General features: G+C 28.2%; 12 protein-coding genes. All 12 read right to left on the minus strand.

Going from position 1 to position 12977, the window contains the following annotated elements:
- Positions 1–278 precede the first annotated feature (278 nt).
- On the minus strand, positions 279–1457 hold the full coding sequence (locus tag GPX08_RS14855) for a D-alanyl-D-alanine carboxypeptidase (protein ID WP_156627679.1): 1179 nt from the start codon (positions 1455–1457) through the stop codon (positions 279–281).
- A 138-nt stretch (positions 1458–1595) separates the two neighbouring features.
- On the minus strand, positions 1596–2900 hold the full coding sequence (locus tag GPX08_RS14860) for a pyrimidine-nucleoside phosphorylase (protein WP_156627607.1): 1305 nt from the start codon (positions 2898–2900) through the stop codon (positions 1596–1598).
- A gap of 18 nt (positions 2901–2918) precedes the next feature.
- Positions 2919–4088, minus strand: a complete 1170-nt coding sequence (locus GPX08_RS14865; RefSeq protein WP_156627608.1) for a phosphopentomutase — start codon at positions 4086–4088, stop codon at positions 2919–2921.
- 49 nt (positions 4089–4137) lie between these two features.
- Complete coding sequence (locus tag GPX08_RS14870; RefSeq protein WP_156627609.1) at positions 4138–5016, minus strand: tyrosine-type recombinase/integrase; 879 nt, start codon at positions 5014–5016, stop codon at positions 4138–4140.
- 70 nt (positions 5017–5086) lie between these two features.
- Positions 5087–5722: a stage II sporulation protein M gene (gene spoIIM, locus GPX08_RS14875; protein WP_156627610.1), complete on the minus strand. Its 636-nt coding sequence runs from the start codon at positions 5720–5722 to the stop codon at positions 5087–5089.
- A 202-nt stretch (positions 5723–5924) separates the two neighbouring features.
- Entirely contained in the window at positions 5925–6449 is a 525-nt protein-coding gene (locus tag GPX08_RS14880; protein WP_156627611.1) for a GNAT family N-acetyltransferase, read from the minus strand.
- A gap of 231 nt (positions 6450–6680) precedes the next feature.
- Positions 6681–7199, minus strand: coding sequence for an NUDIX domain-containing protein (locus GPX08_RS14885; RefSeq protein ID WP_156627612.1), 519 nt, complete (start codon positions 7197–7199; stop codon positions 6681–6683).
- Positions 7200–7355: 156 nt separating this feature from the next.
- Positions 7356–7514, minus strand: coding sequence for a hypothetical protein (locus GPX08_RS14890; protein WP_156627613.1), 159 nt, complete (start codon positions 7512–7514; stop codon positions 7356–7358).
- Between the two features lie 342 nt (positions 7515–7856).
- Positions 7857–9116: an HD domain-containing protein gene (locus GPX08_RS14895; protein ID WP_156627614.1), complete on the minus strand. Its 1260-nt coding sequence runs from the start codon at positions 9114–9116 to the stop codon at positions 7857–7859.
- Positions 9117–9316: 200 nt separating this feature from the next.
- The gene (locus GPX08_RS14900) at positions 9317–10180 is read right to left on the minus strand and encodes an SDR family oxidoreductase (protein WP_156627615.1); all 864 of its coding nucleotides are present in this window, start codon (positions 10178–10180) and stop codon (positions 9317–9319) included.
- A gap of 472 nt (positions 10181–10652) precedes the next feature.
- Positions 10653–11462 carry a sporulation transcription factor Spo0A gene (spo0A, locus tag GPX08_RS14905; RefSeq protein WP_156627616.1) on the minus strand — a complete coding sequence of 270 codons (810 nt, stop codon included), beginning with the start codon at positions 11460–11462 and terminating at the stop codon, positions 10653–10655.
- Between the two features lie 228 nt (positions 11463–11690).
- A complete protein-coding gene (spoIVB, locus tag GPX08_RS14910; protein ID WP_156627617.1) occupies positions 11691–12881 on the minus strand; it encodes a SpoIVB peptidase in 1191 nt (396 codons plus the stop codon).
- Between the last annotated feature and the right edge of the window lie 96 nt (positions 12882–12977).

A 12977-nucleotide genomic window follows, 5' to 3' on the forward strand; every position in this document is an offset into this window, starting at 1 on the left:
ACACTTTTTGTTAGATACTCTCTAAAAGGAAAGTAGAACTTAATAATGAAATAGTAAAGTTCAATAATTACAAAATTAATTTTTATTCACTCTAACTTTTTTATTTACTAAACTTATACTTAATAAAATAGATGCAAAGAGCATAAATATCCTCCAATATATTTTATATATTTACTATAAATATAAAAAACTAGGCTTAACCTAGTTTAATCCTTTATTATTCATTATTCATTTTTAATTCTTAATTATAAAAAGCTGCCTTTAAGCAGCTCTTTATACTAAACACCTTTTCTAAACATATTTTTCATATTGAACTTAAAGTTTTCAAAGATACCACCTAGTTTAATATCTCTGTCTGAATATAGTAGAACTTCTCCTATCTTATCTTCACCAGAGTAAACTTCGCATTTACCTACAATATCTCCTGCTTTATATTCCTTCTTAATTTCATCCATAACTATCTTCTTTTCAATTTCCTTGTTTTCTCCCTTAGGAACTACAGCTACTAAATCATCTTTTGCTTTGGCTACTAAGAATTTATCTGTATTTTTACTTAAGTACACATTTTCTACATCTTCATCTTTAGTTAAAATTTTCTTGCCTTCGTACTTAGAGAAACCAAAGTTAAGTAACATTCCTGCATCTCTATTTCTAACTTTATATGTAGGAGCTCCCATAATAACTGAAAGCATTCTTACTCCATTTCTAGTTGCAGTTGCAGAAATACAATATTTAGCTTCTTGTGTGAATCCAGTTTTTAAGCCATCACAACCTTCAAAGAATCTTACTAATTTATTATGGTTAACTAATTCTATTGGTGATTTTCTACCTTCAGATATAGTTTCCATATATATTCCTGAATACTTTAAAATAGTTGGATGTTTTAATAATTCAAGTGACATAGTGGCTATATCTCTTGCTGTAGATAAGTGACCATCCTTAGGTAGTCCATTACTATTCTTATAAGTAGTATTTGTCATACCAAGCTCTTGTGCTCTTTTATTCATAAGTTCAACAAAAGCCTCTTCAGTACCAGCTATATATTCTGCCAAAGCTACTGCTGCATCATTACCTGAAGCAATTGCTAGCCCTTTTAAAAGTTCTTCTACAGTTCTAACTTCTCCAGTATCTAGGAGCATAGTACTTCCACCCATTTTCTTTGCATTTTCACTACAAGTTACTTTATCTTGAAGTGATATCTTATTGCTATCTATAGCCTCCATTACAAGTAACATTGTCATTATTTTAGTAACAGATGCTGGTGCAAACTTTTCATCAGGATTTTTTTCATACAAAACCTTACCGCTAATAGGTTCAATCAAAAGTGCAGACTTAGCATCTACATTTATCCCCTCTTCACTAAAGGTTTCTACTGACCATTCTTCATATTCCTCATATTCTTGATATGTCTCTTCTTCTTCATCTAAAGTATTTGCTTTCGTAGGTATAGATATCATAAATAATAAACTTAAAGTAAGTGCAATTGTTTGAAACATCGATTTTTTATTCATAACCGTTCCTCCTTTCAAGCTTATTATTTCCATAAAAAATAAAAATATGATAAAAAGAAATAAATTCTTCTTATCATATTTAAATTATTCTACTACATCATATATTAAAGGAAGTTTTTCTGAAGGTTCTTTAGTAATTACAATATTGTTTAAGATTTTTTCTTTAGCTCTTTCAATATTATTTCTATCATTACTATGAATGTAAGCTAGTACATCCCCCTCTTGAACTTTTTCTTCCCTCTTTTTATTTAATACTATACCAACAGCAAGATCTATGTTACTTTCTTTAGTTTCTCTTCCTGCACCTAATTCCATAGCAATTAATCCAAAGGCTTCAGCATGAATTTTCTTTATATATCCACTTTCTTTAGCCCTAACTTCTTCTATAAAATTCGCTTTTGGTAATTTATCAGTATCATTAATAAAGGAGTCATCTCCACCTTGAGCCTTTACAAAATCTTTAAGTTTCTCTAGGCCTTTTCCATTTTCTATATTCTTCATTAGAAGTTCTTTTCCTTCTTCAAAAGTCTTAGCTTTATTGCTACAAACAAGCATATAACTTCCTAAAGTTAAAGTTAATTCTAATAAGTCCTTTGGTCCATTTCCTTTTAGTAAATCAATAGCTTCCTTTACTTCTAGGGCATTTCCTATTGCATATCCTAAAGGTTGGTCCATATCTGATATTACACCTATAGTTTTTCTTCCTACAGATGTTCCTATATCAACCATTTCTTTTGCAAGTAATTTTGCATCTTCAGGAGTCTTCATAAATGCTCCATCTCCAACTTTTACATCTAGAACTATTGCATCTGCTCCTGAAGCAATTTTCTTACTCATAATACTTGATGCTATAAGAGACATATTATCTACTGTAGCTGTAACATCTCTTAAAGCATAAAGTTTTTTATCTGCAGGTGCTATGTTACCAGTTTGACCTGTTAATGCAATTCCTACATTATTTGCATTATTTATAAAATCTTCTTCAGATAATTCTACAGAAAAGCCTTTAAAAGCTTCAAGCTTGTCAATAGTTCCTCCAGTATGTCCTAAACCTCTTCCTGACATTTTCGCAACTGGAACACCTAAAGAAGCAACTAATGGAGTTAAACATATACTAGTTTTATCTCCAACGCCTCCTGTAGAGTGTTTATCTACCTTTACTCCATTAATTGATGATAAATCAATTCTATCACCTGAGTTTACCATAGCCATAGTTAAATCAGCAGTTTCTCTCTTGTTCATTTTATTAAAAAATATTGCCATAAGTAATGCTGATGCTTGATAATCAGGAATTTCCCCCTTCGTAAACCCTTGTACGAAGAATTCAATTTCCTCTTTAGTCAATTCAATACCTTTTCTCTTTTTAAGAATAATGTCATACATCCTCATTGGATTATAGACCTCCTATTAACGTAGTATATTGTTTAAAAAACTTTCTCCATCAATGCTGTTATCAATATTAAAATAATCTAAAATAGTCTTACTTATATCAGTAAAGCTCTTTCTTGTTCCTATATTGGTAGGCTTAATATTTTCCCCATAAACTAATAGTGGAATATATTCTCTTGAGTGATCTGTACTTTCAGTAGTTGGGTCACAACCATGGTCAGCTGTTAACATAAGAATATCATCCTTACCCATCTTGTTATAGATTTCTTGTAATCTATTATCAAAATCTTCTATAGCTTTTCCATAACCCTTTGGATCATTTCTATGGCCATAAAGCATATCAAAATCTACTAAATTAGTAAATATTAATCCTTCTTTTACTTCGTCCATATACTTAAGAGTAGCATCTACTCCATCCATATTGTTTTTAGTATGAACAGCCTTAGTTACACCTTTTTTATTATATATATCTTCTATTTTACCAACAGCAGCTACTTCTTTTCCGTCTTCATACATGTATTCAAGCATAGTTTTTGAGAATGGATCTAAAGCATAATCTCTTCTATTTGAAGTTCTCTTATACTCACCATTTGCACCGATAAAAGGTCTTGCTATAACTCTTCCAACAATATTTTCACCAACTAGCATTTCTCTTGCTATGCTACACATATTATATAACTCATCAAGAGGAATTACATTTTCATGAGCTGCAATTTGGAAAACGCTATCTGCTGAAGTATAAACTATTGGATATCCAGTCTTAACATGCTCGTCTCCAAGTCTTTCAATTATTTCAGTACCTGAGGCAACACAGTTACCTAGAACTCCCTTTTTATTTACTCTTTTTAGGAATTCATCAATAATTTCCTTAGAAAAACCATTCGGATAAGTGTTTAATGGAGTATCTAATATAACTCCCCCAATTTCCCAGTGTCCTGTTACTGTATCTTTCCCCTTAGATCTTTCCATAAGTTTTCCATATGCTCCGATATGATCATTTACTTTATTTAAATATTTAACCCCTTCAATGTTACCAAATCCTAATTTTTCAAGATTATCAATCTTTAATCCCCCACAGGCTTTATAGGTATTATCTAGTGTATGACTACCAACGTCACCATAAAGATTTGCATCTGGCAATTCACCTACGCCTAGACTATCCATTACTACTAATATAACTCTTTTCATTTAATCTTCTCCTTTCGTATTATAAAGCCTAGAATTAACTTCTATATTATTATGCTCTAGGATGGGAGTTTTTATATACAATATTTATTTTATCATTGTTTATGATTTCATAATATGTGTCCATATAAGTTAAAACTTGATTACCTAATAACTTTTGAACAGCTCGTACATTTGCTCCATTTTGTAAAAGATGAACTGCAAATGAATGTCTAAAAGTGTTTAAATTGACTTCTTTTTTGATTCCAGCCTTATGTGAATACTCTTTAACTATTCTCCATACACCTTGCCTTGTTAGTTGATTTCCATTTAAATTTACAAATAAATTATCAACTCCAGCAGATGCAACTCTATCTCTAATTTCAAAGTATTCTTTTAAAGCTACTACAGCACTTCTTCCAATAGGAATTAATCTTTCAAGGTTCTTATTATCTAGACATTTTACGAAATCTAGCTCTAAATTAACATCATATACTTTAATATTAATTACTTCAGAAACTTTCATTCCAGTTGCATACATAAGTTCCAACAAAGCATTATCTCTAATACCTTTATTACAGTCTTTATCTACAATTTTAATTATTCTGTCTACCTCTTCTATAGTTAAAATCTCAGGTAACTTCTTAGTAGTTATAGTATTCTTATAATAAATCTTAGGTATTTCCCTTACAACATCTTGGTCCTTTAAGTAATTATAAAAACTTCTTAAACTAATAACTATTCTATTAATAGATCTTTCAGATTTCCCTTCACTTAAAAGGTGTTGTATATAACCAAGAACTGAAACATTATCAGTTTCATCAATATTAATATTTTTATTATTCAAATACTTAACATAAAGGTTCACATCTGTTACATATGCATAAACAGTATTTTCGCTTTTATGACTTTGCAATAAAGCTTCCTTATAATTATTAACAATTTCTTTCATAATTCTCCCCTATCCTAATATAATATTTATTCGACAAATAACTTATTATTCCTTCTTTATTTTCATTGGATTAGGTTAATTTATAAGCTTTCGTGACTACTAACCTAATTAATCCTGGACTTACATAACATTCAATAATGACCCCAATAACAAATATAATTAAAAAAATTCCATATTTAACCAAACTCCCCTTAAGCATTACTTTATTCATCCTAGATCCATTAAAAAATTTCTCCTTCATTTTCGAAAAAGAAAGATCTAATGAAATAATACTTATCCCTACAAAAAATGGTATATACAATAAATTTTGTGGGATTGTTGTTGCTAAAGCTACCCAGATTCCTTTTCCTTCAAATGTAGTTAATAGAAAGCTAAAGGTATATCCCAAGGTAAATCCCTTTATTAAGTCGATTAAAAGAATTATTGGTGCTCCAAAGGTTGTATATCCTAAGGCAATAATTAATAAAATAAAAAATATATTCTTCGTAAGCACATTTATAATTAAATCTTTAGTTAAAACTTCTTTAGTATTAATAGTTTGTAAGAATCCTGTAAAATAATCTGATAAATCCTTTGCATCTACTCTATCCATATATTTTATGGTGTATGCACCCAGTAGTATACCTACAAAGAAAAATGTTAATACGAGTAAATAAAATAATTTATTTTCCTTAAAATTTGAGTTTAGCTTTTCCATTAAGTTCATATTATTCCTCCTACATAGTTGCTATAGAACATAATATGATTAAAGTTCCATCATTATTCATAATTGAATATATGTAAATTTTATTTTTGATAAAAAAATAAAAGGAGCTATATCTAAAATAGTATGCTCCTTAAATCTATAATATTTTTTAAATTTTTATTATAATTTATAATGGTAGTATTATTGCTAAGAATCCTTATAATTATAATCTCGGATTCTTTATTTCATAAGATGGATGATATAATCCAGTTGGTTCATAAAAATTATCACCTATATAGTGAAATCCTAATCTTAACAAAATATTTTTTGATGCGTTGTTCTTAGGGTGATGGCCAGCGTAAAGTTTTTTGACTTTTAATTCATTTAAGCAATAATTAATTACAGCTTTAGAAGCTTCAAAAGCATATCCTTTTCCCCAATATTTTTTGCAAAGGTGAAATCCAATTTCATATGTATTATATTCTGATATAAACGGACGTACACCACAACATCCTATTAAGTCATAAGATAACAACTCAAATATAGGCCAATATTGAACATTATATTTTTTATTATTATTAACTTCAGTTTCTAATCTTTTACTAATATCCTCATCTGTAAATTCTCCTGTAGCACAGATAAACTTTGTTACATCCTTATCTCCCCATAATTGAATTGCAAGTTCTATATCATCTTCAGTCCAATTTGAAAATCCTACACGCTCAGTTTCCATAAAAAAATCTCTCATTCTCTTCACTTCCTGTTTCAAAACATTATAATTCTCTTATAGAATATTATACATAATTTATTGATTACACTCACATATATATACAAATTTAATTTTTAGGAATCCTAATGAGTTTACACCTTTCAAAATTAACACATAGCCTTATATTTAATGCTATAAAATAAAAAGCACCTCCAATAACAGAATTTAATCTTGTATTATTGGAAGCACTTTTATATAAGTACAGATAAATTATAAGAAAGCAAAAGCACTTAAAGTTTTACAATCTATAATTTCACCCTTCTTTATCATTTCTTTTACTCTATTTATATTTACTATTTTAACATTAGTAAATTCATCTTCATCCTCATGTTTTTCACCAAGAGTTAAGTTCTTAGCTTTATAAATATAAATTATCTCATCGCAAAAACCTGGAGCTGTAGCAATCTTACCTAAATACTCTATGTCCCCAGCTTTGTAGCCTGTCTCTTCTTCTAGTTCTCTTATTGCACATACCTTAGGATCTTCATTTTTATCTAATTTACCTGCTGGTATTTCAATCATAACTTGCTTTAAAGCTAATCTATACTGCTCAACTAAGATAATATTTTCATCATCTAAGAAAGCTAAAACAGCTGCTGCACCTGGATGTTTAACAACATCTCTATTAGCTTTTTCCTTATTAGGAAGCTCTACATCTACATTAACAAATTCTAAGAAATTACCTTTATGAATTAATTTTTCTTCTAAAACCTTTTCTTCTAAATCCATACTTACACCCTCTAATTCTTTTTTGTTTTAATTTAAATATATCACTTATTAAAATCTAAAACAATATTACTAGCAGTAAAGTAAAAATGTCTATCTTGTAAAATTGCTATATAAAAAAATAAGTATTCTATAATTATAATAAATATTTTTATACACCTATTTATCTTTTAAATCTTGTAACAATTCTATAACTTCAGCCAAGCCCTTAAACATAGGAGCAGATAAGAGACAAATAGTTGTTATTATTGCACATAAAATTATACTAGATACTGATTTATCCCCCTTAACAAGAACATAGGCTGGACAAAATACCATAGAAAAATATCCGAAGGATGAACATAAAGTTCCAATAAATGAAACTCTATCTGCAACCTCATTTTTATAAACTTAGTAATTTATTGTAATTAGCTATTCTCTCTTGAACATCATTAACTATTTTGTTATTATCTATTTACGGGTTAAAGATCTCCAAGAGGGATTGATACTTAAAAGCAATACATTTGTTGCAGATAGGAGCTACTGGCATAGCTCCTTTTTTATTTTTCTTTATCAACCCTAAATAAATAATCCCCATTTACAAACATATCAGTAAGCAAACAGGAGATTAGATTAGATTAGATTGTATTTATTTCATATATTTTTAAAAACATTATCTTACTAATAATGAACTATTTTATATTTATCTAAAAGCACTTCATATTCTTCCATTAAATTATTATATATATTTAATATTTTTTCTGTATTTATTCTTACTTTATTCATTATATAATCATAATTATTTATTACTAAATTGCTAATTTCACTATCAATTTTATTATTTAATGCCATATCAGATAAAATTGATATAACTTTCTCTTTAGAGTATTCATCCTTATAACTCCTTCTATTAACAAGAGCACTAACTACATCCGCTATTGCTACTATTCTTACTTCTAAGGAAATCTCATCTCCCTTTAATCCAAAAGGATATCCTGACCCATCTAATTTTTCATGATGTAATGTAGCAATATCCCTTAAATCATCTACTCCTAAGTCACTTAATATTTTATATCCAATTATAGCATGATCTTTTATCTTCTCATATTCTTCATCGATTAACTTCCCTGTCTTTTCTAATATACTTACAGGTATTACTATTTTACCTATATCATGTACCATAGAAGCAATTTTAATTTTTCTTGTTGTATCTCCATCTATATTAAGCATTTTAGCTATTTGAGCGCTTATTTCTTCTACTGCTATTGTATGTACTACTGTTGATTCACTTCTAAAATCAATAGCATAAGTTAACATCCTTATAAAACCTATTATTTCTTCTCTTGTTAAAAAAATTTCATCAAAAATCTCATATAGCTCTTCTAAATAACTATTATCCATAATATTTTCTAATAACTTATACTCTGTACAAGCTATCTCAATAAGTTTCTTATGCTCTGGAAGTACCTTATCACCAAATTTCTCAATTATCCAGTTTTTATCAATTTTTTCACAATTTATCTTTAGAATTGAAATATAATCAGCAATATGTAATAATAGTGCCTCTTTAGGAATAAATTTATTCTTTTCATCTTCTAAATCTTTTGGATACATGTGATGCCCTAAAATCACTGGTGCTAAATCAGATAATGGTGAAAAGTATTTAATAAATAAGGATCCATATATAGCGTGATTCATCGGAGTAATGGAATCAATATCTAAGAGCTGATCTCTTTCTTCAACTTTATATGCTCCTATATCATGAAACATTGCAATTTCCATTAGTCTAACTATTTCATTATCATTATAGTTATTAGATGCTTTCAATAATTTATACATTATATATGCTACTTCTTCTCCGTGTCCTAGCATCCTATTATCCATAGAAGCTAAAGCTTTTTGTATTACAAGTAAAACCTTCTTCAAACTTACTTTTTGCATTTTTACCTCTAAAATAATATTAATTTATATTATATTAATAAAATATATTTAATATAATTAGCATTCTATACATCAAAATATTCTAAATTATATTTGCTTACTATTCAAGATTTAGAGGATAAAATTATTAGCTAAATTCATCTTATAATTAATTATTTAATGAATACATAAGAAAATTCCTTATCATAATTTTAAATTATTTATGAATTTACTAACTCACCTCCATTAATATGAATGGTTTCTCCAGTAATAAAACTAGCTCCTTCACTAGCTAAAAAAACATAAGCCTCAGCTATTTCTATAGGTTGAGCTGCTCTTTTCATAGGATTATCTTGACCAAACATTGAAACTTGAAATTCATCGAAAGATGATGGTATAAGTGGAGTCCAAACTGGTCCTGGTGCTACTGCATTTACTCTAATTCCTTTATTAATTAAATTCAAAGCTAATGAACGAGTAAATGATGTTAGTGCTCCTTTAGTCATAGAATAATCTATAAGTTTTTCATTTCCTTTATATGCTGTTATAGAAGTTGTATTAATTATGCAATCTCCATAAGATAAATGTTTAAGCGCTTCTTTTGTGATATAAAAAGCACCAAAAACATTAGTTTGAAAAGTTTGTTGAAATTGTTCGGTAGTTATATCCATTAAATCATTACATACATGTTGCTCTGCTGAGTTGTTAATTATAATATTAACTTTATTAAACTTACTTTTAACAGTATTAATTGCAGATATACAAAACTGCTCATTACCAATATCTCCACTAATTAAAATGCATTCAGATCCCAAAGATTCTACTTCATTTTTTGTTACTTCAGCATCATTATGTTCATTTAAATAAATAATAGCTATTTTGGCTCCCTCTTTAGCATAGGCAATTGCAATAGCTCTTCCTATCCCACTGTCTCCTCCAGTAATTATAGCAACCTTATCTTTAAGTTTGCCTTGATTTAATAAAGTATCATTTTTATAAATTGGTCTAGGTTTCATATCTTTCTCAATTCCAGGTTGTACAGCTTGCTTTTGAGCTGGAAATTTATTAGGATAAGTATTATTCATGTTTATCCTCCTTAAAACTATATTCCCCTTCTAATCTATTTTCTTTTATACTTTCTAAGTAATTTGTTTTATTTACTATATTGCTTTCAAACTTTTCAACTGCTAATTTTGTGAAATTTCCAATATTATTACCTTCAATTAATGATTTATCCATATTTATCTCTCCTTTCTGTCTACATTCTTATTGTTGTATTATTATAAAAAAATATACTTTTTAACTCTTAATAGTTTTACTTTTAATAATTTTAAATATAAAAATCACTCCTAATCATAAATTTTACCTATGAAATAGGAGTGATATATTTATATATTTATATATTTATATATTCATTGCTTGAAAGCTCCTTTTTTACTATCTTTTTTTAATGTAAAAAAACTCCTATCTACTGACTAATCAATAGATAGGAGCACTTTGTTTATGAGATTTTTAAAGAATTAACATTTTAAACTTTTACATTATATTATAAATTAATTAAGACACCTTATTCTTAAGTCTTAACTTATCAGCAATTATAGCAATAAATTCTGAATTTGTTGGTTTACCTTTTTCATTATGAATAGTATACCCAAATAATCTATTTATTGCATCAACTTGTCCTCTACCCCAAGCTACTTCAATAGCATGTCTTATTGCCCTTTCTACTCTTGAAGCTGTGGTATTATATTTCTTAGCAATTGATGGATATAATTCTTTTGTAACTGCTGATAGTAATTCCATATCTTTTACTACCATAGTTATAGCTTCTCTTAAATACATATACCCTTTAATATGTGCTGGTACACCTATTTCATGAATTATATTAGTTATTTCTGTTTCTAAATCCATAGGGCCTTTTGATTGTGGCTTACTTTCTGTTTCAACGACTACTGATGCTGTTCTCTTAACAACTTCTGATGATGATCCATTAAACATTTCTCTGATTCTCTTTGTAAATACATCCATATCAAATGGCTTTACTACATAGTAATCCGCACCTAATGTTATAGCTCTTTGTGTAATTTTATCTTGACCTACAGCTGATAACACTATTATTCTTGGCATTTTTTCAATATTCATAGAGTTTAATTTTTCTAAAACACCTAATCCATCTAAATGTGGCATAATAATATCTAAAACAACTAAATCTGGTTGTTTTTCCTCTATTAATTCTAAGGCTTCCCTTCCGTCCTTAGCCACAGCAGTAACTATAATATCACGTTGGTTTAACAAGTAGTCATTTAATATACTGCAAAATTCTTTATTGTCGTCAGCGATTAAAACAGAAATTTTTGAATCATTCATACTTTTCTCCCCCATCTTCCCATATTACATCAATTAAATATTTGGTATTTTATATGTTTATCCTTAAAAAATCACGTATATGCGTTATTTATAGACATTCCTTTAAATAACTATGACTTTATAATCAATTTAATATCATTATATCACAAATTATTTAAAGAAAATAGCTTTTTTACATTTTTTTGAAAATTTTATATATAAATCATATACTCCTTTATATCCCTTATTTTAATTAATTATACCAGCATCCTTTAACATCCATTCTATATATATTCCATATCCTACATCTGGTTTATTAATCAAAACGTGTGTAACCGCACCAATTAGCATATCATCTTGAATTATAGGACTTCCACTCATACCTTGAACTATCCCTCCAGTTTTTTCTAATAATTCTTCATCTGTAACTCTAATTACCATGCTTTTAGGACCTGGTTTATCTTGAGGCAACAATTTTATTATCTCAATATCATATAATTTGGGTCCATGTTCATCTATTGTAGTTATAATTTTTGCTGGACCTTCCTTTATCTGATTTCTAAAAGCTACTTTTAAAGGCTTGTTATAAACTGGATTTATTAATTTATCATTTCCTTCTCCAAATATACCAGTTTCAGTATTCTTTTCTATCTTTCCAAGGCTATCTTTCTCATTAACAAATAAACCTTTTAGTTCTCCTGGGGAACCTTTTTCACCTTTTCTTACGCTAATTACTGAAGAATTTAAAAGTTCTCCTTCACTTATAATAAATGGCCTCTCTGTATCTCCATCAGTAATTGGATGACCCAATGCTCCAAATTGCATAGTATTCTTGTCATAGAAAGTCAAAGTCCCAATTCCCGCTGTAGAGTCTCTTACCCACAATCCTAATTTATACTCATCATTTTCTTTCAATAAATTAACTTCTTTATTTTCAATTACACCATTTCTGATATATTCTATTTCTATTTTTCCCTTTCCAATTTTCTTTATTTTAGTAGATAGATCTTGGGAACTCTCTATATTTTCACCGTTGATTTTTACTATTACATCTCCAAGCTCTATACCTGATGTTTTGGCTGGACTTTCTATCCTTTGGTTATTTTCTTCTATATCTGAGTGTCCGACTACTAAAACTCCCTTAGTATTAATTTTTATACCAATATTTACACCTCCAGGATAGACTTCTAAGTCTTTAACTTTTGAAACTGGAATAGATTTTATTGGTATAAGCCCTAATAATCTTAATTCTAATTTATCTTTATTAGAACTGCTATCTTTTATAAAAAAGCTGTTTGATACTTTAATACTAGAGTTATTACCACCTTCATTTATGTAAATTTTCTCAGGTAGTTTAAATATATTTACGTAGGTTATTAAACTCAGAATCAACATTGGAGCTAATATAGTAGCAATTAATATAGTTTTTTTCTTTTTCATTTATCTCTCCTCCTTTGCTTCTGTATTTAACTTTCCCTCATCAAAAAACTTATATGCTGTTATAACATTGTTAAAGATTTTAATTTTTAATATATA

It is taken from the genome of Clostridium tertium, assembly GCF_902652255.1.
GTDB lineage: Bacteria > Bacillota > Clostridia > Clostridiales > Clostridiaceae > Clostridium > Clostridium tertium_A.

What these genes read in the sequence shown, in the direction of transcription:
- GPX08_RS14855 (WP_156627679.1), bottom strand. Translation starts at nt 1,457, where the DNA reads ATGATATCTATACCTACGAAAGCAAATACTTTAGATGAAGAAGAAGAG.
- GPX08_RS14860 (WP_156627607.1), bottom strand. Translation starts at nt 2,900, where the DNA reads ATGAGGATGTATGACATTATTCTTAAAAAGAGAAAAGGTATTGAATTG.
- GPX08_RS14865 (WP_156627608.1), bottom strand. Translation starts at nt 4,088, where the DNA reads ATGAAAAGAGTTATATTAGTAGTAATGGATAGTCTAGGCGTAGGTGAA.
- GPX08_RS14870 (WP_156627609.1), bottom strand. Translation starts at nt 5,016, where the DNA reads ATGAAAGAAATTGTTAATAATTATAAGGAAGCTTTATTGCAAAGTCAT.
- spoIIM (WP_156627610.1), bottom strand. Translation starts at nt 5,722, where the DNA reads ATGAACTTAATGGAAAAGCTAAACTCAAATTTTAAGGAAAATAAATTA.
- GPX08_RS14880 (WP_156627611.1), bottom strand. Translation starts at nt 6,449, where the DNA reads ATGAGAGATTTTTTTATGGAAACTGAGCGTGTAGGATTTTCAAATTGG.
- GPX08_RS14885 (WP_156627612.1), bottom strand. Translation starts at nt 7,199, where the DNA reads ATGGATTTAGAAGAAAAGGTTTTAGAAGAAAAATTAATTCATAAAGGT.
- GPX08_RS14890 (WP_156627613.1), bottom strand. Translation starts at nt 7,514, where the DNA reads ATGGTATTTTGTCCAGCCTATGTTCTTGTTAAGGGGGATAAATCAGTA.
- GPX08_RS14895 (WP_156627614.1), bottom strand. Translation starts at nt 9,116, where the DNA reads ATGCAAAAAGTAAGTTTGAAGAAGGTTTTACTTGTAATACAAAAAGCT.
- GPX08_RS14900 (WP_156627615.1), bottom strand. Translation starts at nt 10,180, where the DNA reads ATGAATAATACTTATCCTAATAAATTTCCAGCTCAAAAGCAAGCTGTA.
- spo0A (WP_156627616.1), bottom strand. Translation starts at nt 11,462, where the DNA reads ATGAATGATTCAAAAATTTCTGTTTTAATCGCTGACGACAATAAAGAA.
- spoIVB (WP_156627617.1), bottom strand. Translation starts at nt 12,881, where the DNA reads ATGAAAAAGAAAAAAACTATATTAATTGCTACTATATTAGCTCCAATG.